Source organism: Comamonas thiooxydans (genome assembly GCF_000964545.1).
GTDB classification, from domain to species: domain Bacteria; phylum Pseudomonadota; class Gammaproteobacteria; order Burkholderiales; family Burkholderiaceae_C; genus Comamonas; species Comamonas thiooxydans.
The window spans coordinates 476,517-496,111 of record NZ_BBVD01000002.1 but is presented as its reverse complement, the minus strand read 5'-3'; the positions used below and the strand labels follow the sequence as shown (position 1 = coordinate 496,111).

At 61.7% G+C, this 19,595-nt stretch carries 20 protein-coding genes; 15 read left to right on the top strand and 5 right to left on the bottom strand.

Going from position 1 to position 19,595, the window contains the following annotated elements; translation table 11 throughout:
- Positions 1-77: 77 nt before the first annotated feature.
- On the bottom strand, positions 78-1,163 hold the full coding sequence (locus Cth01_RS03715; protein WP_034357064.1) for an MBL fold metallo-hydrolase: 1,086 nt from the start codon (positions 1,161-1,163) through the stop codon (positions 78-80).
- Between the two features lie 121 nt (positions 1,164-1,284).
- On the opposite strand from Cth01_RS03715, the gene Cth01_RS03710 reads away from it, so the two are divergent.
- From Cth01_RS03710 to Cth01_RS03660, 11 genes are all read left to right on the top strand, one after another.
- The gene (locus Cth01_RS03710; RefSeq protein ID WP_003061601.1) at positions 1,285-1,686 is read left to right on the top strand and encodes a MerR family transcriptional regulator; all 402 of its coding nucleotides are present in this window, start codon (positions 1,285-1,287) and stop codon (positions 1,684-1,686) included.
- Positions 1,687-1,734: 48 nt separating this feature from the next.
- Positions 1,735-2,193, top strand: a complete 459-nt coding sequence (locus tag Cth01_RS03705) for a PaaI family thioesterase (protein ID WP_034357067.1) — start codon at positions 1,735-1,737, stop codon at positions 2,191-2,193.
- 39 nt (positions 2,194-2,232) lie between these two features.
- Complete coding sequence (locus Cth01_RS03700; RefSeq protein ID WP_034357069.1) at positions 2,233-3,420, top strand: isovaleryl-CoA dehydrogenase; 1,188 nt, start codon at positions 2,233-2,235, stop codon at positions 3,418-3,420.
- Between the two features lie 50 nt (positions 3,421-3,470).
- Positions 3,471-4,133 (top strand): carbonate dehydratase, encoded by a 663-nt coding sequence (gene can / locus Cth01_RS03695; protein WP_003061612.1) that lies wholly within the window; start codon positions 3,471-3,473, stop codon positions 4,131-4,133.
- A 103-nt stretch (positions 4,134-4,236) separates the two neighbouring features.
- Positions 4,237-6,084, top strand: a complete 1,848-nt coding sequence (gene aceK, locus Cth01_RS03690; RefSeq protein WP_034379154.1) for a bifunctional isocitrate dehydrogenase kinase/phosphatase — start codon at positions 4,237-4,239, stop codon at positions 6,082-6,084.
- Positions 6,085-6,125: 41 nt separating this feature from the next.
- Positions 6,126-7,310 (top strand): acetyl-CoA C-acyltransferase, encoded by a 1,185-nt coding sequence (locus Cth01_RS03685; protein WP_045838545.1) that lies wholly within the window; start codon positions 6,126-6,128, stop codon positions 7,308-7,310.
- 107 nt (positions 7,311-7,417) lie between these two features.
- Positions 7,418-8,530, top strand: coding sequence for a hypothetical protein (locus Cth01_RS03680; RefSeq protein WP_034405857.1), 1,113 nt, complete (start codon positions 7,418-7,420; stop codon positions 8,528-8,530).
- A complete protein-coding gene (locus Cth01_RS03675) occupies positions 8,527-9,156 on the top strand; it encodes an MSMEG_1061 family FMN-dependent PPOX-type flavoprotein (RefSeq protein WP_045838544.1) in 630 nt (209 codons plus the stop codon). Before Cth01_RS03680 ends, Cth01_RS03675 begins: the two co-directional genes overlap by 4 nt.
- A 77-nt stretch (positions 9,157-9,233) precedes the next feature.
- Positions 9,234-9,905, top strand: coding sequence for an SDR family oxidoreductase (locus Cth01_RS03670; protein WP_034357079.1), 672 nt, complete (start codon positions 9,234-9,236; stop codon positions 9,903-9,905).
- Between the two features lie 45 nt (positions 9,906-9,950).
- Positions 9,951-11,081: an acyl-CoA dehydrogenase family protein gene (locus Cth01_RS03665; protein ID WP_034391770.1), complete on the top strand. Its 1,131-nt coding sequence runs from the start codon at positions 9,951-9,953 to the stop codon at positions 11,079-11,081.
- A 161-nt stretch (positions 11,082-11,242) separates the two neighbouring features.
- Positions 11,243-12,034, top strand: a complete 792-nt coding sequence (locus Cth01_RS03660) for an alpha/beta fold hydrolase (RefSeq protein WP_003073149.1) — start codon at positions 11,243-11,245, stop codon at positions 12,032-12,034.
- Positions 12,035-12,058: 24 nt separating this feature from the next.
- Here the strand turns inward: Cth01_RS03660 and Cth01_RS03655 are convergent, their stop codons facing one another.
- Complete coding sequence (locus Cth01_RS03655) at positions 12,059-12,550, bottom strand: DUF421 domain-containing protein (RefSeq protein ID WP_034391772.1); 492 nt, start codon at positions 12,548-12,550, stop codon at positions 12,059-12,061.
- Between the two features lie 130 nt (positions 12,551-12,680).
- On the opposite strand from Cth01_RS03655, the gene Cth01_RS03650 reads away from it, so the two are divergent.
- On the top strand, positions 12,681-13,094 hold the full coding sequence (locus Cth01_RS03650) for a YchJ family protein (protein WP_045838563.1): 414 nt from the start codon (positions 12,681-12,683) through the stop codon (positions 13,092-13,094).
- A complete protein-coding gene (locus tag Cth01_RS03645; protein WP_045838543.1) occupies positions 13,078-14,907 on the top strand; it encodes a hybrid sensor histidine kinase/response regulator in 1,830 nt (609 codons plus the stop codon). Before Cth01_RS03650 ends, Cth01_RS03645 begins: the two co-directional genes overlap by 17 nt.
- Here the strand turns inward: Cth01_RS03645 and Cth01_RS03640 are convergent.
- Positions 14,904-15,599 carry a response regulator transcription factor gene (locus Cth01_RS03640; protein ID WP_034357094.1) on the bottom strand — a complete coding sequence of 232 codons (696 nt, stop codon included), beginning with the start codon at positions 15,597-15,599 and terminating at the stop codon, positions 14,904-14,906. The genes Cth01_RS03645 and Cth01_RS03640 overlap by 4 nt on opposite strands.
- A gap of 156 nt (positions 15,600-15,755) precedes the next feature.
- Between Cth01_RS03640 and Cth01_RS03630 the strand changes: the two genes are divergently transcribed.
- Positions 15,756-16,844 (top strand): hypothetical protein, encoded by a 1,089-nt coding sequence (locus Cth01_RS03630; RefSeq protein WP_045838542.1) that lies wholly within the window; start codon positions 15,756-15,758, stop codon positions 16,842-16,844.
- A 101-nt stretch (positions 16,845-16,945) separates the two neighbouring features.
- Positions 16,946-17,671: an HAD family hydrolase gene (locus tag Cth01_RS03625; RefSeq protein WP_045838541.1), complete on the top strand. Its 726-nt coding sequence runs from the start codon at positions 16,946-16,948 to the stop codon at positions 17,669-17,671.
- A 7-nt stretch (positions 17,672-17,678) separates the two neighbouring features.
- Here the strand turns inward: Cth01_RS03625 and Cth01_RS03620 are convergent, their stop codons facing one another.
- Together Cth01_RS03620 and Cth01_RS03615 are read right to left on the bottom strand one after the other, a co-directional pair.
- On the bottom strand, positions 17,679-18,374 hold the full coding sequence (locus Cth01_RS03620) for a DUF4336 domain-containing protein (RefSeq protein ID WP_045838540.1): 696 nt from the start codon (positions 18,372-18,374) through the stop codon (positions 17,679-17,681).
- Positions 18,375-18,389: 15 nt separating this feature from the next.
- Positions 18,390-19,466, bottom strand: coding sequence for an AraC family transcriptional regulator (locus tag Cth01_RS03615; protein WP_034357105.1), 1,077 nt, complete (start codon positions 19,464-19,466; stop codon positions 18,390-18,392).
- Between the last annotated feature and the right edge of the window lie 129 nt (positions 19,467-19,595).

The following is a 19,595-nucleotide window of genomic DNA, read 5'->3' as shown; positions in this document are numbered from 1 at the left end:
TTGCCGCAGGGTGTCAAAGCATTCCAGCTACAAAAATACCGGAAACCCATAAAAAGAGAGCGCTAGGCGCTCTCTTTTTATTTCTGCATATTCGGTGCGTAGAAGCGCAGGATGCCGTTTTCATCCAGCCGCCGCGTCAGTTGCCGGCTGAACCAGAGATAGTGCAGGTGAGCCAGAGCCTCGCCCATGGCGAAAGTCATCTGGTGAGTGTCCAGTTGGCGTTTGAAGAGAATGGGAAGGATGTCGGCAGCGCTCAGCCCCTGTAGCCTGGAGGCCTGCATGATGTCGTTCAGACGTTCCTGATGATGGTCCAGCAGTTGCTGGACACGGATATGCAAGCCTGTAAAGGGTTTGCCATGCGAGGGCAGAACATAGGTGTTCTGTGGGAGAGCGAAGTAGCGCTTCAGCGATGTGAGAAACAGCTGCAGCGGGTTGGCTTCGGGCTCGGAAGAATGCACGCTGACATTGGCGGAAATACGGGGAAGCACCATGTCGCCGCTGATCAGTGTCTCGAGCTCGGCGCAGTAAAGCGCCATGTGCTCCGGCGCGTGACCATAGCCGGCAATGCATTGCCATGTGCGGCCGTTGATGTCGATCTCGTCGCCATCCATGATGCGGTGATAGATGTCGGGTATGGGGGCCACCAGGGAAGAGTAGTAGCTGCCACGGCCGCGGACATGGAGCAGAAATTCCTCATCTCTTTGTCCGTGCAGGCTGTAGAAGTCCGCACCGGATTCGCCGCCGAAGCCGTCCCTGTCTTTCATGGCGACGCGGGCGACGTTGTAATCGGTGGCGCTGATCCACAAGGGCGCGTTCCATTGCTGGCAGAGCCAGCCGGCCAGGCCGATATGGTCGGGGTGCATATGGGTGACGATGACGCGCAAAACGGGCAGGCCTTCCAGTTCGGCGGCGAAGATCTGCTCCCATTGCTCGCGCGCCTCGGTGCGATTGACGCAGCAGTCGATGACCGTCCAGCCCTCGCGTACCTGGCCATGCAGATCGGTCTGGCGATCACGCAGCAGCCAGAGGTTGATGTGATCGAGGGCAAACGGCAAGGTCATGCGGATCCACTTGACGCCGGGTGCCACTTCCAGAGTCTGGGCCGGACCGGGCAAGGTATCGCCGAGTGGGTAGTGAAGAGCGGATTCTTGGCTTGAGGTCATGGGGCGGTATTTCGTTTAGCATTGACGTTAACGTAAACGTCAGTTTTGTCAAAGCATTTTAGAGATCAAGCCACCTCTGGCAGTCGCCTGTGCGATGCAAGACTTACAACCCCACAGAATCATGTCGACCATTTACACCATCAGTGACCTTGCCAAAGAGTTCGATCTCACGACCCGGGCCATCCGTTTTTATGAGGACATGGGCTTGCTGCAGCCGGAGCGCTCCGGCGCAGGTGGTCGCAATCGCGTGTACTCGTCCCGAGATCGCGCACGTCTGCGCCTGACGCTGCGGGCCAAGCGCCTGGGACTGTCGCTGTCCGAGGCCAAGGAAATCATCGACATGTATGACAGCCCGCGTGATACGGGCGTGCAGCTGCGCAAGTTTCTCGACGTGCTGGCCATCCATCGCAAGCAGCTCGAAGCACAGATGGCCGATCTGCAGGTGACTCTGGATGAGGTGCGAGAGCAGGAAAAAGAGGCTCGCACACTATTGAAAAGGAGCGAGAGCAAAAATGGCGCATAATTGACGTTTACGTAAACGTCAATTGCAGAGCTTTGCTGGAGAGTTGCCATGTCTGTTGCAGGTGTCACCGAGTCTCTGGATTTTGTTCATCGGGTGAAGCAGAGCTTTGCGAAGCAAGGCGCCATGGCCACGATTGGCGCGGAGCTGACCCTGGTGGAGCCAGGCGTTGTGGATATCTGCCTGGACTGGGCTCCCGGCCTGACGCAGCAGCATGGTTTTTTGCACGCCGGCATGGTATCCACCGCACTGGACTCGGCCTGCGGCTACGCGGGCCTGACGCTGATGCCGGCCGATGCGGCCGTGCTCACCATCGAATTCAAGATCAACCTGCTCGCTCCTGCCAAAGGCCAGCGCTTTCGCATGGAAGGTCGGGTCATCAAGCCCGGACGCACCATCACCGTATCCGAAGGCAAGGCATTTGCCATTGACCAGGGAAAAGAGAAACTGATTGCCACAATGGGCTGCACTCTGATGTGTGTGCAGAACCGTGAAGGCATACAACACTGACAAGACGATTCGTCAGACCCATATCTACAGGAGACAACCATGAGCCTTGCCAATCTGCCCGGACTGAACTTCCAGCTCGGTGAAGACATCGATGCGCTGCGTGATGCGGTGCGTGAATTCGCACAGAGCGAGATTGCTCCGCGTGCGGCCGAGATTGATCGCAGCGACCAGTTCCCCATGGATCTGTGGCGCAAGTTCGGCGAGCTGGGCGTGCTCGGCATTACCGTGCCCGAGCAGTACGGCGGCGCCGATATGGGCTATCTGGCGCATATGGTGGCCATGGAGGAAATATCGCGCGCCAGTGCCTCGGTGGGCCTGTCCTATGGCGCGCACAGCAATCTGTGCGTGAATCAGATCAATCGCAACGGCAGCGAGGCGCAGAAGGCCAAATACCTGCCCAAGCTCATCAGCGGCGAGCATGTGGGAGCTCTGGCCATGAGCGAGCCCGGCGCCGGCTCCGACGTGATCAGCATGAAGCTCAAGGCCGAGGACAAGGGCGGCTACTACCTGCTCAACGGCAGCAAGATGTGGATCACCAACGGGCCCGACGCCGACACCCTGGTGGTCTATGCCAAGACCGAGCCGGAGATGGGCGCGCGCGGCGTGACGGCCTTTCTGATCGAAAAGGGCATGAAGGGCTTCTCGATCGCGCAAAAGCTAGACAAGCTGGGCATGCGCGGCAGCCACACGGGCGAGCTGGTGTTCCAGGATGTGGAAGTGCCGGCTGAAAACATTCTTGGCGGCCTGAACATGGGCGCCAAGGTATTGATGAGCGGCCTGGACTATGAGCGCGCCGTCCTGACCGGCGGCCCGCTGGGCATCATGCAGTCCGTCATGGACAATGTCGTCCCCTATATCCACGACCGCAAGCAGTTCGGCCAGAGCATCGGCGAGTTCCAGCTGATCCAGGGCAAGGTGGCGGACATGTACACCGTGCTGCAAGCAGGCCGCTCTTTTGCCTATACGGTCGCTAAAAACCTGGATCTTCTGGGAACCGATCATGTGCGCCAGGTTCGCAAGGACTGCGCCAGCGTGATCTTGTGGTGCGCCGAGAAGGCCACCTGGATGGCCGGCGAGGGCGTGCAAATCTATGGCGGTAATGGGTATATCAACGAGTATCCGCTCGGTCGTCTGTGGCGAGATGCGAAACTCTACGAGATTGGCGCTGGCACCAGCGAAATTCGCCGCATGCTCATAGGCCGCGAGCTGTTTGCTGAAACCTGCTGAAAAAGCAGGAGCTGCGCCGTTCTTTCAACCACAAAAAGAAGGATAGCTTCATGACAACGACCTCCATCGAAGAACTGTTTGTCCACAACCGCCAATGGGCAGACCAGATGGAGCGTGATCGTCCGGGTTTCTTTACCGGACTGATGGCGCAGCAAAAGCCCAAATACATGTGGATCGGCTGCTCGGACAGCCGCGTGCCAGCCAACCAGATCACGGGTCTGGAGCCTGGCGAGGTGTTCGTGCACCGCAACGTGGCCAACGTGGTGGTGCCCAGCGATCTGAACTGCCTGTCCACCATCCAGTACTCGGTCGATCATCTGAAGATCGAGCACCTGATGGTGGTGGGCCACTATGGCTGCGGCGGCGTGTATGCGGCGCTGAACAATCTGCGTCTGGGTCTGGTGGACAACTGGACCCGCCACGTGCGCGACGTGCGCGACAAGCACATCAAGCTGCTGGAAGGCATCTCCACCCAGTTCCGCCACGATGTGCTGTGCGAACTCAACGCCATCGAGCAGGTGGTCAACGTGGCTCAGTCCACCGTGATGCAGGATGCCTGGGCCCGTGGTCAGAAGGTGACTCTGCACGGCTGGTGCTACAGCCTCAACAACGGCCACATCACCAACCTCGAAATGACCGTGCCTGGTGTGGGCGGCCTGGAGGATGTCTACAACAAGGCTGTCGAGAAGGTCGCTGCGCGTAAGCGCGACTGATCGCTGCCGCTGCGCAGTTGCAGTGCCCTCAAGCGGACTCAAGGCCTGTGTCGCTTGTTCCGTTTGAGAGTGCTGCTCACTTATCTGGAGCGACTGGCCCGCCATGTTTCCGCAACGACTGGACGCCCCCGAGGCCTATGCCATTGCGCAGGCCCTGATGCATGGCTACAACCAGCATTACCGCATGTTCAGTGCGGAAGCTGCCCGAGCCAAGCAGCGCTTCGAGACCATGGACTGGCCGGGCCAGCAGCAGGCTCAGCGTGAGCGCATAGAGTTCTACGATCGGCAGGTGCGTGCCTGCATCCAGAGGCTGGAAGAGGAGTTTGCCGCCAGCCTGCAGAGCATGGCTGTCTGGCAGCAGGTCAAGCTTCATTACATCGGCCTGATGGTCGATCATCTGCAGCCGGAGCTGGCCGAGACCTTCTTCAACTCGGTCACCACCAAGATTCTGCACCGCACCCATTTCCAGAACGACTTCATCTTCGTGCGTGCTGCCGTCAGCACCGAATACCTGGAAAATACCGCGCCGGGTGCCGTACCCATCTACCGCGCCTACTACCCCGGCAACCTCGCCCAGATCGAAGGCACGCTGCAGAGCCTGTTCGAGCAGCTGCAGCTGCAATGCCGCTTCGAAGACCTGCAGCGCGACGTGCATCTGCTGGCCGAGCGCATACGCGAGAGGCTGGCGGGCCTGACGCTCAGGGCCAACTTCCAGCTTCAGGTGCTGTCCAGCCTGTTCTATCGCAACAAGGGAGCGTATCTGGTCGGCAAAATCATCACCGGCTATACCGAGCTGCCGCTGGCGATTCCCATCCTGCATGGAGAAAAGGAGCAGCTCATACTGCATGCGGCCCTGTTCGGAGAGGACGACCTGCATGCGCTGTTCAGCTTTGCGCGCGCCTATTTCATGGTGGACATGGAAGTGCCCAGCGCCTATGTGAGCTTTCTGCGCAGCCTCATGCCGCGCAAGCCCAAGGCGGAAATCTATAACGCCCTGGGTCTGGCCAAGCAGGGCAAGACCCTGTTCTACCGCGACTTTCTGCATCATCTGCGCCACTCCAGCGATCAGCTGCGCATTGCGCCCGGCATCAAAGGCCTGGTCATGCTGGTGTTCGACCTGCCGAGCTTCCCCTATGTGTTCAAGCTCATCAAGGATCGTATCGCCAGCAGCAAGGATGTCTCGCGTCCCCAGGTCAAGGCCAAGTACCAGCTGGTCAAGAAGCATGATCGTGGCGGCCGCATGGCCGACACCATGGAGTACAGCCTGGTGGCTTTTCCCAAGGAACGCTTCAGCGATGAACTGCTGGCCGAGCTGCATGCCCAGGCTCCCGAGCAGATCGAGATCAGCGACCGCGACGGCGACGGGCAGATGGAAGTCATCATCAGCCATCTCTATATCGAGCGTCGCCTGGTGCCGCTGAATCTGTTCCTGATGGAGTGCCTGGCCGAGGCAGACACCAAGCCGGAGCGCCGCGCTGCCATGGAGCGCGCGATTCTCGAGTACGGCAATGCCATCAAGGATCTGGTCGCCACCAATATCTTTCCCGGCGACATGCTGTGGAAGAACTTCGGCGTCACGCGCGGCGGCAAGGTGGTGTTCTACGACTATGACGAGATCGAATACCTGACCGATTGCAATTTCCGCGAGGTGCCGCAGCCGCGAACCGAGGAAGAGGAGATGTCGGGCGACATCTGGTACTCGGTCGGCCCCAGGGATGTCTTTCCCGAGACTTTCGGGCCTTTTCTGCTGGGCCATCCGGCCGTGCGCGACATCTTCATGCGCCATCACGCCGATCTGCTGGAGGCCGAGTTCTGGCGCGGTCACCAGAGCCGTATCCGTGACGGTCATTTCCTGGACGTGTTCCCCTACGAGCGCAGCCGCTTTCTGCATGCCGGCGACGCAGGACTGGACACGCAGCGTTTCGAGATTCCCGCCAATAGCCTCGCTTGAAGAGGCAGATCATATCCATCCATTTTTCAAGGAGACAAACCATGTATCAGGATCCCGTAGTCATCGTCAGCGCTGCCCGCACTCCCATGGGCGCGTTCCAGGGCGATTTTTCCGATCTGGCCGCCCATGATCTGGGGGGCGCAGCCATCAAGGCGGCAGTCGAGCGTGCCGGCATCCGGCCCGAACTTGTGGAGGAAGTGCTGTTCGGCAACTGCCTGATGGCGGGCCAGGGCCAGGCTCCGGCTCGCCAGGCCGGCTTCAAGGGCGGCCTGCCGCAAAGCACAGGCGCCGTGACCCTGTCCAAGATGTGCGGCGCCGGCATGGAAGCCACCATCCTGGCGCACGACCAGCTCATCGCCGGCAGCCGCGAGGTGATGATTGCCGGCGGCATGGAGAGCATGACCAATGCCCCTTATCTGCTCAAGAAGGGGCGTGGCGGCTATCGCATGGGGCACGACAAGATCTTCGATCACATGATGCTCGACGGTCTGGAGGACGCCTATGAGGCCGGCCGCTCCATGGGCACTTTCGGTGAGGACTGCGCTGCCAAATACCAGTTCACGCGTGAAGCGCAGGACGCGTTTGCCATTGCCAGCGTGCAGCGTGCCCAGGCCGCAGCGCAAAGCGGTGCTTTTGACGCCGAAATCACGCCCGTCACCGTCAAGACCCGCAAGGGCGACGTGACCGTCAGTGTTGACGAAGGCCCGGCCAAGGCCAAGCTGGACAAGATCTCCAGCCTCAAGCCTGCGTTCAAGAAGGACGGCACCATCACTGCCGCTTCCAGCTCCAGCATCAACGACGGCGCTGCCGCCATGGTGCTGATGCGCGAGTCCACGGCCAAGCAGCTGGGCTGCAAGCCGCTGGCGCGCATCGTCTCGCACGCGACCTTTGCACAGGCCCCCGAGTGGTTCACCACCGCACCCGTGGGCGCCACCGAAAAGGCGCTGAAGAAGGCCGGCTGGGCCGTGGAGGATGTGGACCTGTGGGAAATCAACGAAGCCTTTGCCGTGGTGCCCATGGCGCTGATGGCCGATCTCAAGGTCTCGCATGACAAGGTCAACGTGAATGGCGGTGCCTGTGCTCTCGGACACCCGATTGGCGCCAGCGGTGCGCGCATTCTGGTCACCCTGCTGCACGCGCTCAAGACACGCGGCAAGAAGAAGGGCCTGGCCACGCTGTGCATCGGCGGCGGCGAGGCCACGGCCATGGCAATTGAGCTGATCTGACGCCATTTGCTCAGAACCGTCACCGGTTTGCTCTACAGTGAACGCATGTTCAACGGATTGCACGCATTCGCGCTGAATGTGTGCAGCTCACATTGCGGAAATCATTCATGAGCGCAGACATTCACCACGACGAGAGCGAGACCATCAAGCCGCTGGAGCCGCAGCAGATTGATGCTTTCTGGGGCGATTTTTCCAACCAGCTGAGCCAGCTGGAGGAGCTCGATCGCCATGAGTTTGTGGAAAGCTCCAATGAGTTGCTGCGCCAATATGCACCGGGCCTGAGTCTGGAGCTGGAAGGCAAGCTCGGGGAGGCCGGCTCCCGGCTGGTGATCTCGGCCCATGGCAACACGGCGCAGTTCGAGAATGCCCAGGCACTGGTGCGCCAGGCGCCGCGTTTCGAGCATTACAGCGTGCAGGCGTTTCGCAGCCGCGCGCTGGGCAGCAATTTCGGCATGCGCATGGACGGCTTCGAGCTGGCCTGCTCCGATATCCGGGTGGGCTATTACGATGCGGGAGGCATCATAGGCCTCAAGCTCTCGTTCGAGAAGCCCATTGCCAGGGACATGGCCGAGCATGCGCAGCACATGGCGTTCATCATGCTGGACCATGTGCTGGGCGAGTGGGATTTTTCCGTACGCGTGGGTCCGGTCGAGTTTGCCTCCGAGGCTGCGGCCGATGTCTACGGCTCCGCTCTGCTGTCGGAGTTCCCGCCCCTGTTCGATGGCTTCATTCGCCAGCAACTGGGCCGCAGCTATGAATTCCCCCAGGAAGACAGCGACCGCTGGCTCTCGCTCGAAGTGCGTGCACAGGATGCCGACGAGGATGCGCCGCCCGACATCCTGACCTTCCACGACGGTGCCAATGCCGTGGCCACGCGCGCCGATCTGTCGCATTTCATGGAATGGCGCTTCAATTTCTCCAGCCAGCAGGAGCTGGACGGGGTGCGTGACGCCCAGGATGCGCTGGATGAACAACTCAGCCGTGAACAGCGCGGCATTCTTGCCTTCTCGCGCGTGGAAAACATGAGTGCCCGCGTGGCCACCTACTATGTGGAAGATCCGGCCCATGCGGTGCAACTGGCCGGACAGCTGGGCAGACAGCATGTGCCCGAACTGGAGGGCGAGCTCAGCGTGAGCTTCGACCCTTCCTGGAACGAGTTCCTGTCACTGTACGCAGCCATCCACCGCAACGACCGTCCCGAGGAGGTCCTGGCTTCATGATCACTTCGCGCGAACAACTGCTGCAGTTGTACGAGCCTCCTGCCGAGCGGGCACTGCTCAAGCAGCAGTGGGAGCTGGATCGGCACTGCCTGCGCTTTATCGCGCTGTCGCCGTTTCTGGTCATGGCCACCGGCGGTGCGGGCGGCACCTTGCTCGATGCTTCGCCACGAGGCGGCAAGCCTGGCTTCGTCAAGGCACCGGACGCCAATACCTTGCTCATTCCCGATGCGGGCGGCAACAACCGGCTGGACAGCCTGAGCAATCTGCTCGACGACCCGCGCCTGGGTTTGCTGTTCTTTGTGCCGGGCTTCGATGAAACCCTGCGCGTCAACGGCACAGCCCAGCTGCGTGATGAGGCGCATTACACGGCCTTGTTTGCCAGCGATCATTTCCGCCCCAAGCTGGTGATCGAAATCCGTGTGCAGGAGGCCTATCTGCACTGTGCCAAGGCGCTGATGCGCTCCCGCCTGTGGAGCGAGGAGGCCAGGGTGGCGCGCAACGTCATGCCCACGCTCAATCAGATCATCCATGCCCAAATGGGACTGACCGCCCAGCCCGAGTCGCAGGAAAGCATGGTGGCCCGCTATGGCGCCATGATTGCTGCCGAGCAGACCAAGAAAAGTTGATAGCTGACAGCGCTTGTCATGAAAGGATTTTCGATGGAAAACGTTTTGAAACAAACCATTCATAGGCGCAAACAGCTATGGCTTTGATACTGATTCTTGGCGCATCACGCGGCCTGGGCCGAGCCCTGGCCGAGGCCTATCTGGCACAAGGCCACCAGGTGATTGCCACCGTGCGCAAGGCTGAAGACATGGTCGACCTGCAGGCACGCGGCGCCCGGGTGCTGCAGGTCGATCTGGCAGATCCTGCCAGCGTCAGCGGCCTGGCCTGGCAGCTCGACGGGGCCAGCATCGATATCGCGCTTTACGTGGCCGGTGTCTGGGACGGTCATGACGCAGGCGTGCCGCCTACCCAGCAGCAGTTCGATCTGGTGATGCACAGCAATGTGCTGGGCTTTATGCAGGCCCTGCCGCAGATTGCTCCCATGGTGCAGGAGGCTGGCGGCGTGATCGGCGCCTTCTCCAGCGGCATGTCCCTGCTGGCCGATGCGGACGAGAGCGCCTGGCTGTACCGCGTCAGCAAGGCTGCGCTCAATATGGCCGTGGTCTCGGCCTGCCGCCAATGGCCGGGCCTGACGCTGCTGGCGCTGGATCCGGGCTGGGTGCAGACCGAGATGGGCGGCGCTGCGGCCCCGCTGTCGGTGGCTCAAAGCGTGCAGGGGCTGATGCAGGCCCTGGCGCAGGTCAAGCCCGAAGACCGCGGTCAGCTGCTGCGCCACGACGGCAGATACATCAAGCTTCTAGACGCCTAGCCCAGGCTGAACAACGGGCATATAGCTATAAATATCGGAGACAACATGCTGCTGAATCAGGACCAGGAAATGATCCGCGACGCTTTGCGCGATTTTGTGCGCGAGCAGATCACACCCCATGCCGCGCGCTGGGACAAGGAGCACGAGTTCCCCAAGGACGTGCACCAGGGGCTGGCCGCGCTCGGTGCCTATGGCATCTGCGTGCCCGAGGAACTCGGCGGTGCGGGCCTGGACTATGTGAGCCTGGCGCTGGTGCTTGAGGAAATCGCCGCTGGCGATGGTGGCACCAGCACCGTCATCAGCGTGACCAATTGCCCGGTCAATGCCATTCTCATGAAGTACGGCAATGCCGGCCAGCAGGAGCAATGGCTGCGTCCGCTGGCGCAGGGCCAGATGCTGGGAGCCTTCTGCCTGACCGAGCCCCATGTGGGCAGCGATGCCTCGGCGCTGCGTACCACGGCCGTACGCGATGGCGGCGACTACGTCATCAACGGCGTCAAGCAGTTCATCACCAGCGGCAAGAATGGCGATGTAGCCATCGTCATCGCCGTCACCGACAAGACGGCGGGCAAGAAGGGTATGAGTGCCTTCATCGTGCCCACCGGCAATCCCGGCTACCAGGTGGCACGCCTCGAAGACAAGCTGGGCCAGCACAGCAGCGATACGGCGCAGATCAATTTCGAGAACTGCCGCATTCCCGCCGCGAACCTGATCGGGGCCGAGGGCGAGGGCTACAGGATTGCACTTTCCGCGCTGGAAGGCGGGCGTATCGGAATTGCCGCGCAAAGCGTGGGCATGGCGCGTGCGGCCTTTGAATGCGCGCTGCAGTACAGCAAGGAACGCGAGAGCTTTGGTCAGCCCATCTTCAACCATCAGGCCGTGGGCTTCAGGCTTGCCGAATGCGCGACGCAGATCGAAGCGGCCCGGCAACTGATCTGGCATGCTGCCAGCCTGCGTGATGCGGGTCTTCCCTGCCTCAAGGAAGCAGCCATGGCCAAGCTCTTTGCCAGCGAGATGGCCGAGCGCGTATGCAGCGCCGCCATCCAGACCCTGGGCGGCTATGGCGTGGTGAGCGACTTTCCCGTGGAGCGCATCTATCGCGATGTGCGCGTATGCCAGATCTACGAAGGCACCAGCGATGTGCAGAAGATCCTGATCCAGCGGGCGCTGGCCTGATCTGAGTCAGGTGGCAAAAGCCCGCCGCTGTCAACTGTTGTGCACGAGGCTGTGGCACATCAGGGGACGGGCCGGTTGCCGATGTCACAAGGCCTGCTTAGGATGTGCTCAGTGTGGGGAGTTCCCCCAGGGGTTTCAACCATTTGCAGCAGGAGTCCGGCATGCCTTTTGCCCAGGTCAATGGTCAGAATATCTACTACGAGGACACGGGAGGGCGTGGCCCGGCCATTGTGTTCTCGCACGGCCTGCTCATGGATCACACCATGTTCGAGCCGCAGATTCAGGCTTTGCAGGGGCAGTATCGCTGCATCAGCTGGGATGAGCGCGGTCACGGGCAGACCGCAGATCCCGAGCATTGCGAAGCGTTCAGCTACTATGACTCGGCCGATGATCTGGCGGCCTTGCTCAAATATCTGGGTGTGGAAAAAGCGGTGCTGGTGGGCATGTCGCAAGGCGGCTATCTGTCTCTGCGCTGCGCGCTGATTCATCCGGATGTCGTGGGCGCGCTGGTGCTGATAGACACCCAGGCCATGCTGGAAGACCCCGAGCAGATGCCGCACCACGAGGCCTTGCTCAAGGCCTGGATGGAGCATGGGCTGTCGGATGACATGGCCACCATCGTGGAGCACACGATTCTGGGCCAGGGCTGGCCCGGAGCTGCGCAGTGGCGCGCCAAATGGAAGCAGGCCTCTCCGATCAACCTGGGGCAGAGCTTTGCGACGCTGGCGCTGCGCGACGACATCAGCCCGCGCCTGGCCGAAATCAAGGTGCCCGCGCTGGTGATTCATGGCGACAAGGATGCTGCCATCGGTGTGGAGCGTGCGCGGGCCATGTTCAAGGGCTTGCCCCAGGCCCAGTGGGTGGATGTGGCAGGTGCGGGCCATGCAGCCAATCTCACGCACCCGGAACCCGTGAATGCGGCCATCAGGCAGTTTCTGGACGGCCTGCACTGAGAACTTAAACACGTTCTGAGGCTCTCAGGCCTCCCCCAGCTCAGCCATGCTGCGCTTGCGCAGCACCACGGTGATCTGGCCGTTGGTCTCGATCGTGGCGCGCTCCACCTCATGCGCGTTGAGACAGCCATTGGAGCGCAGGGCCGCCGCCAGGTCTTCGGCAGTGATCTGCTCCTGCGTCATCAGACTGGGTTGCACAATGCCCTGGTGAATCAGGACCTTGGGTTTGCCATTCACCAGTCTGCGAAGCCTTGCAAAGCGGTAACTCAGGCGGGAGAGCAGCGCATGGCAGGCCAGCAGCGTGCCGGCACTGATCAGTCCGCCGATCAGCGAGTTGTCGCCCGCATTCATGGAGTTCTGTACTGCGTTGGAAAGAATCAGCAGCAGCACCAGGTCGAAAGGTGCGTACTGGCCGGTCTGGCGCCTGCCGGTCAGACGCAGAAACACCAGCAGAAACAGGTAGACGCCAACACCGCGAATCACGAACTCCCACCAGGGAGCAGCCATGGAGAACATAGGCAAACCTTTGAACAGCGAGCTTTGGACTGCCGCTACTGTGCTCTGAGGCAACCGACTGCGCAAGCCGGCTTGCTCGTTGGTCGACTTGGCCGACAATGCAGCATTGCCAATCAAGACTGCCAAAGCTGTGAAAGAAGCCGAGAACAAGCGGGACTGTCCCTGTGGACGCAAGAGTGCCAAGGGGGGGCTGCTGGCCTATGCCGATTGCTGCGGCCGCTATATCGATCACTGGGATGCCCGGCCCGCTCCCGATGCCGAGGCGCTGATGCGCTCGCGCTACACGGCCTTCGTGTCTGAGAATCAGGAATATTTGCAAGCCACCTGGCATGCCAGCCAGCGCCCGTCGCAGCTCGATTTCGATGCCGCCACCAAATGGCTGGGGCTGGATGTGAAGCAGTTTCAGTTGACCGGCGATGCTTGTGCAGAGGTCGAATTCGTCGCCCGCTATCGTCTGGCGGGTCGTGCCGTGCGCCTGCATGAGCGCAGCCGCTTTGTGCTCGAGGGTGGGCGCTGGTTCTACGTCGATGGCGACCAATTCTGAAGTCGATTCGGCGCAGCTGACCCGGCTGCAGGCCTGGTTGCGCCTGTTGCAGTCCCTGGCTTCGCGTGGCTCCTCCGAAATCGCCGCATTGCTGATTCCTGCCCTGCTGCTGTGGGTCAGTACCCGAAACAGCCCAGCCGTCAGCGCGGGGCTGGCCTGGTGGTGGGGGCTGATGGTCGTCATGGCGCTGGGCTTTCTGCTGTTTCGCCGCAGCCTGCATCGTCAGTGGCGGTCGGCGCGCGATTGGGAGCCATTGCGACTGCAGGCGGCATTGACGACATGGCAGCGACAGCTGGCGCTGGCCGCACTGATCAACGGCCTGCTTTGGGTCAGCGTGCTGGCCTTTACCTGGGGCGAAAGCCATAGTGAGCTGCGTCTGCTGATCTATCTGGTGCTGCTGGGCGTGATGGCGTCGGCCGCCACTTTTCTGGCGCCCGTACTGCAGGTGTTCGCCGCCTTCATGGCGGGTATCTACTTGCCCATGTTGCTGTGCACGCTGCATTACTTTCCGAAAAAAGGCCCTTATCTGTTGCCGCTGCTGCTGCTGTACGGCGCCATACTTGCGCGCCACGCCTGGGGCGCGCGGCGTTTCGTGCAGCAGCAGATGGCGCACGAGCTGGAGCGTCAGGCACTGGCGGAGCGCTATCGCGAGGCCAAGGAGCAGGCCGAGAATGCGCTGGCCGAGAAAAACTGGTTCATTTCCGCCGCCAGCCATGATCTGCGGCAACCCTTGCATGCCATGGGCCTGATGCTGCAAGCCGCCCACCAGCGCAATCAGGATGACGAGCTGGCACAACTGCTGCAGGAAATGCAGGCCTGCACGCGCGATCTGGGCTCCATGTTCAACGACCTGATGGATCTGTCGCGACTTGAGGGCGACAGCTTCGCACCGCAATGGCAGGCGGTATCCATGAGTGCGGTGCTGGACGAGGCTCGGCGCCTGTTCTCGCGCGAGGCAGCGCAGCGCGGTCTGCGTCTGCGCGTGAGGCAGCCGGCTCATATGCCGGCGCTGTGCACGGATGCGGTGCTGTTGCGGCAGATGGTTTTCAATCTGCTGCAAAACGCGCTGCGCTACACGGACCAAGGCGGGGTGCTGCTGGCGCTGCGGCACAGGCAAGGGCGCTGGCTTTTGCAGGTGTGGGACAGCGGCTGCGGCATGAGCGAGCAGGAATGCGCACAGGTCTTCATGCGTCACTATCGCAGCCCTGCGCGCCAGCAGCGCGATGCCAGGGATGGCGTGCCGGCGCCATTGCGCGGGCGTGGCCTGGGCTTGTCCGTGGTGGCGCTGGCGGCGCAGCGGCTGGGCGTGGAATGCGGGGTTCAGTCGCTGCCGGGCAAGGGTTCATGTTTCTGGCTGCGCTGGCCGCAGGATGCCGAGCAGTGGCAGACCTCGTCTGTGCTGCCGGCACCGCCGATATCGGCTGGGCCGCAGTGGTTTGCCCCCTTGCAGGGGCACTGTCTGGTCGTGGAAAACGATGCGCAGCTGGCCCCGGTGCTGGTGCAGATTTTGCAGAGCTGGGGTGTGCAGGTGCAAAGAGCGCGCAGCTTGCCTGAGGCGCAGCAACTGCTGGCCGATGGATTGCGGCCAGACTTTGTGTTGTGCGACCAGCGATTGAAGGATGGTGCAAGCGGGCTTGAGTGTTTGATGCAACTGCTGGACCAGCATCCGCAAGCCAGCGGTGCTTTGATGAGCGGCGATGAGGAGATGCTGGAGCAGGTCCAGGATCAGGGCTATCTGGCTCTGGCGACGCCCTTGCAGCCCGACCAGCTGCATGCGGTGCTGGCGCGCTGTATGGCGATCCGTCAGCCTTAGTCCAAGTCGACCTCGATGCCTCGCATGCGCGTGATCAGTGCCACGCGGTTGCTGGCGCCCAGGCGCTGAAGCAGGGCGGTGACATGTTCCTTGACCGTGTATTCGGACAGGTTCAGCGCCTGTGCAATGGCGCGATTGGGCTTGCCCTGCAGCAACAGGCTCAGCACCTGCGCCTGGCGGGCAGTGATGCCGAGCTCTCTGGCGCTCATATGCAGGATGCTGCCCGCGGTTGGCGCCGGAGGGGCGGTGGGGATGGGAGGCAGGGCCTCAAACCAGGTGCGGCCGCTCAGCAGGGCTTGCACTGCTGCCTGAAATTCGTGAGACGGGCTGCTTTTGTGCACAAAGCCATGCACACCTGCGGCTGCGGCCTTGCTGGCGATGGCCGGGTGCTTGTCGCCGCTGGTCACCAGAATGCGTGTGCCAGGAGCCAAGGCCAGGATGCTGTGCACAAATTCCAGTGATGCGCCGTCCTCCAGCCAGAAGTCCATCACGGTGATAACGGGTTCGCCCAGCGCAGCAATCATTGCCAGAGCCTCATTGCCGTGTGCCGCACAGCGCACCCGCTGCACGCCGGCGCTGGTCATCAGCACATGGGCTGCACCCTCCGCGACCAGCGGGTGATCATCCACCACCAGCGCATAGGGCTGTGCGCTCAGTTGAGTGGTGCTCAGGATTTGCAGTAGATCGGGCATGAGCGTTCCTTTGGGGCTTGGTAACAAAGACCCCTCCTCGGTAGGGAGTGATCTGCTCGCAAGCCTTCTGACAATGTCTGTAAGACGACGCTGCTTGTTATCTCAGTGTCGGGATATGGACATTTTCAACCAACATCAAGACCGAGGAGCAAGCCCGTGCCATCTCTTATGCAAATCACCCGTAGAACTGCAGCCTTGCTGCTGATTTCCACTCTGGCTGCCTGTGGCGGCGGTGGTGGTGGAGACGGAGGCAGCGGCGCAGGCTCAGGAGGCGGCTCCGAAGGTGGCGGCGGCAATACGGGAGGCGGGGACAACGGCGGCGGCAACAATGGTGGCGGTACTGGTGGCGGCACCGGCAATCAGGCCGTCACGGGAACCTACAAGATGGGCGGCCAGACGGCCACCAGCCATGCGCAGATGCTTGAAGCCGCCAACAGCATGGGGGCCGACGGCTATGCGCTGTTCAGCTCCCTGGCGGGCTCGGTCGGTTCGACCGGTTCGGAGATCGGCGACTTCTATCTCACGGATACCGCGCATGCCGGGCGCAAGTTCAGCTATGTCAATCCTGCGGCGCAGCCATCGCGCACCGCCTTTCTGGCACAGCTGAACCAACAGGGCAGCAGCGGCTATATGTACAAGTCCGATGCGGTGTTCAGCGATGTCAGCGACATCCGCAGCGTCTATGTCAAGGACAACAGCCGCAGCGACCAGTTCAGCTACAGAACGGTGACGCCCGTGGCCACGACCGCTGAAGCCTTTGCCACGGAGCTCAACGGACAGGGGGCCGAAGGCTATCGCTATCTGGGTCCCCAGATCGTCAACAACGAGCTGTTCAGCCTGTATGCCAAGCGCAATGACAGCGTCACCTATACCTATCAGGTCGACAAGCTCGGCAGCGCATCCTCGGCCGCCGATGCTGCAGAAATGAGAACGCGCCTGGCCCAGAAGGGTGCGGACGGCTGGTTCATTCGCGGCACGCAGGGGCTGGGCAGCGACCCGATGAATATGAACTATGTGGATGTCTTCGAGAAAAGCTCGGCACAGAATGGCGCCATCGAGTATCTGGTCGAGGCCTCGGCAAGCAGTGACTCGCTCACAACCCAGCTGAGCAATATGAATGCCAATGCAGCCAACGGCTTCTTCTATTTCAGCGGCATCATGACTGCCGACAACAAGACGAGCACCATCTACGCCAAGAACAGCGCGTGGATGATCAATCCGCTGGCCGGAGTGACCTTCCCCTGAACTCGAAAAGGGCGTGAGCGCATAATCACGCCCTCTGTTTCTTGATACTAGGCGCCGTTAGGCGCCTTTTTTGCATCCCATGATGCGCTGGTAATGCTTCCATGACTGCTTTTGACGCTGTGCTTTTCGACTGTGATGGTGTGTTGGTGGACAGCGAATCCATCACCAATCGCGTGCTGTGCACCATGCTCAACGAATCCGGCTGGGCGATCAGCCAGGAACAGTGCACGCGTGACTTCATCGGCAAAACGGTACGCAGCCAGGCGACCGTGATCGAGGCCCATACCGGCAAGCCGCTGACCGATGCCTGGATGGCAGAGTTCTACGAGCGCCGCAATGCTGCGCTGAGTGCCGAGCTGGTGGCCATCGACGGCGCACTGGAAGCGGTCAGGCGGATTCATGCACTGTGCGATGGACGCATTGCCTGCGCCTCCGGTGCGGACCGTGCCAAGGTGGAGATGCAGCTCACCAAGGTGGGCATGGAGCCTTATTTCGAAGGCCATGTCTACAGCGGTCATGAAATGCCACGCAGCAAGCCCTTCCCCGATGTGTATCTGGCTGCGGCCGAGGCACTGAAGGCCGATCCTGCCAAGTGCCTGGTGATCGAGGACACCATGACCGGCGTGCAGGCCGGCGTGGCAGCAGGTGCCACCGTCTGGGGCTATTTCCCGGCCGATCAGGGCCATGCCTCGGCAGAGCAGTTGCTCGAGGCCGGCGCCGCCTGCGTGTTCGGCGACATGGGGGATCTGCCCGCCATGTTCGAGGCCGTGCGCAAGAGCGCCGCCAGCGCTTCGGTCGGCGAAGACGACGAGCACGACCTGCGCTGAAGCGCTCTCAGTCCCAGATCGACAGCGCCTCGCGCAGCCGTTTCACTGGCTGATCGTCGATCACGCTGTTGTGCAGCAGGATCACGCGCTGCACGGGCCAGCTTTGGACCTGCTTCACCCAGTTGCGCACGGCGGCCCTGTCCCTGACCAGCAGGCGCACGGTGCGCGGCACGGTCAGGCGCTCATGCCCGCCCGTCAGACCCAGATACATGCGTACCGGCAGGCTTAGCGGTCCCTGCCAGCATTGCAGCACGTCGGTGGCGATGAGGCTGCCGCTGGCCGGGTGGAGCCACAGCGTCTCGTCGAGCATGGGAATGCCGTCCAGCCGCAGGCACTGCAGCTCGCCTGCCCAGGGTGCTTCGGAGTCCGGAGGCAAGGGCTCCAGCAGCGGCAGATCAGGTCGCTTGCGCAGCACGCCCTGTGTGCCATAGATCCTGGCCTGTGGATAAAGCCTGGCCAGTTTGCCCACGAACAAATGGTGCATGGCGCTGGGTGCGACTATGTGTTGCAGCGGTCCCAGGGCGTCGAGCGCAGCTTTCTGCCCGCCCGTCAGCGGCACTGCAGAGTGCGAGAACAGGCTGCCGTCGGCCAGCCGGATCACCGTCATGCGTGTGCTGACCTTCAGCCCTGCATTGCTGAAGTGATAGCTGAGTGCCCATACCCCATCAGCGATTGCCTGCCAGTTTTCTGAGGATTCCTGCATGGAGAGCTCCTTGCGTCAGGCGGCGCGCTGGCCGGCGGTTTTGCGGAATTCCGAAGGGGAGAGCCCTGTCCAGAGGCGAAAGGCGCGGATAAAGCTTTTGTCGTTGAGAAAGCCGCAGGCCTGGGCCACGCGCTTGATGGGGCGGCTGGTGCGCAGCAGCAGCGCAATCGCGCGTTCACGCCGGATATCGTCCTTGAGGGCCTGCAGCGAAATACCTTCTTCCTTGAGCTGGCGGTGCAGGCTGCGCTGCGACAGATGCAGTTGACGGGACAGCGTTTCAGCCGTCTGCTGCTCCTCCCCGCTGGCGGCCAGCAGATGGCGCACGCGCTGCACCAGAGTCTTCTCGCGCTGGTAGGGGCGCACCTGGATCGGCAAGGCGCGCTGCAGCATCCGGTTGAGGGCGGCCTCGTCGCGCGCCAGCGGTGCCTGCAGCCAGCGTGCTTCAAACTGCAGACTGGCGACGGGGGCATCAAAAGCGATGCTGCCCGGTGCGAAAAGCACCTTGTAGACATCGGCATGCGCGGGCTCGGCAAACGGAAAGCTGGCATGCAGCAGGCTGATCGGTTCGTTGATCAACCAGCTGGCAAAGCCGTGGATATTGCGCAGCACCGATACCATGCAGAACTCGCGCATGGCGCCCAGTGGACGGCTTTCATGCAGGGTAAGGGTGGCAATGCCGGCCTGCTCGCTGAGCTGCAGCTGTATGTCCTGCGCAATCAGGCAGTGATGTCGGCACCAGCGCGCCAGCGCCAGGCCCAATTGCGGTGCGCTGATGCTGGCGCGGGCCAGCATGCCGTAGCTGCCCCAGGGCAGGCGACGCTCGAACCAGCCCAAGGCTTCATCGTCCAGCTCGCGCATGGCTGCATCGGATAGTGCCTCCATCTGCAGGGCCGTGATGCGCTCGTTGGCATCGTTAATCAGATCTGGCGGGATTTGTGCCTTTTCCAGAGCTCCTAGCGCTGACATCTGCCTTGCTTCATAAGCGCTGACAATGGCTTTGACAAACGCCATGGGGGTAATTGCCGGGTGCGATTTGAGCACGGAGCTGGCATGGTGCGGTAGTGGAGTCTTGACCAGAGAGGGGGTGAGCATTTGGCAATTATTGCAACCTTTGTGACCTCTTCTGGACAGGGCTTGCCCTTATTCTGAGGCGCAGAAAACGGTGCTGAATGGACGCTGCGCAGCCAGTTCGCAGGTGGCTGCCGGCACGCAAGGAGACAC

What these genes read in the sequence shown, in the direction of transcription:
- Cth01_RS03715 (WP_034357064.1), bottom strand. Translation starts at nt 1,163, where the DNA reads ATGACCTCAAGCCAAGAATCCGCTCTTCACTACCCACTCGGCGATACC.
- Cth01_RS03710 (WP_003061601.1), top strand. Translation starts at nt 1,285, where the DNA reads ATGTCGACCATTTACACCATCAGTGACCTTGCCAAAGAGTTCGATCTC.
- Cth01_RS03705 (WP_034357067.1), top strand. Translation starts at nt 1,735, where the DNA reads ATGTCTGTTGCAGGTGTCACCGAGTCTCTGGATTTTGTTCATCGGGTG.
- Cth01_RS03700 (WP_034357069.1), top strand. Translation starts at nt 2,233, where the DNA reads ATGAGCCTTGCCAATCTGCCCGGACTGAACTTCCAGCTCGGTGAAGAC.
- can (WP_003061612.1), top strand. Translation starts at nt 3,471, where the DNA reads ATGACAACGACCTCCATCGAAGAACTGTTTGTCCACAACCGCCAATGG.
- aceK (WP_034379154.1), top strand. Translation starts at nt 4,237, where the DNA reads ATGTTTCCGCAACGACTGGACGCCCCCGAGGCCTATGCCATTGCGCAG.
- Cth01_RS03685 (WP_045838545.1), top strand. Translation starts at nt 6,126, where the DNA reads ATGTATCAGGATCCCGTAGTCATCGTCAGCGCTGCCCGCACTCCCATG.
- Cth01_RS03680 (WP_034405857.1), top strand. Translation starts at nt 7,418, where the DNA reads ATGAGCGCAGACATTCACCACGACGAGAGCGAGACCATCAAGCCGCTG.
- Cth01_RS03675 (WP_045838544.1), top strand. Translation starts at nt 8,527, where the DNA reads ATGATCACTTCGCGCGAACAACTGCTGCAGTTGTACGAGCCTCCTGCC.
- Cth01_RS03670 (WP_034357079.1), top strand. Translation starts at nt 9,234, where the DNA reads ATGGCTTTGATACTGATTCTTGGCGCATCACGCGGCCTGGGCCGAGCC.
- Cth01_RS03665 (WP_034391770.1), top strand. Translation starts at nt 9,951, where the DNA reads ATGCTGCTGAATCAGGACCAGGAAATGATCCGCGACGCTTTGCGCGAT.
- Cth01_RS03660 (WP_003073149.1), top strand. Translation starts at nt 11,243, where the DNA reads ATGCCTTTTGCCCAGGTCAATGGTCAGAATATCTACTACGAGGACACG.
- Cth01_RS03655 (WP_034391772.1), bottom strand. Translation starts at nt 12,550, where the DNA reads ATGTTCTCCATGGCTGCTCCCTGGTGGGAGTTCGTGATTCGCGGTGTT.
- Cth01_RS03645 (WP_045838543.1), top strand. Translation starts at nt 13,078, where the DNA reads ATGGCGACCAATTCTGAAGTCGATTCGGCGCAGCTGACCCGGCTGCAG.
- Cth01_RS03640 (WP_034357094.1), bottom strand. Translation starts at nt 15,599, where the DNA reads ATGCCCGATCTACTGCAAATCCTGAGCACCACTCAACTGAGCGCACAG.
- Cth01_RS03625 (WP_045838541.1), top strand. Translation starts at nt 16,946, where the DNA reads ATGACTGCTTTTGACGCTGTGCTTTTCGACTGTGATGGTGTGTTGGTG.
- Cth01_RS03620 (WP_045838540.1), bottom strand. Translation starts at nt 18,374, where the DNA reads ATGCAGGAATCCTCAGAAAACTGGCAGGCAATCGCTGATGGGGTATGG.
- Cth01_RS03615 (WP_034357105.1), bottom strand. Translation starts at nt 19,466, where the DNA reads ATGCTCACCCCCTCTCTGGTCAAGACTCCACTACCGCACCATGCCAGC.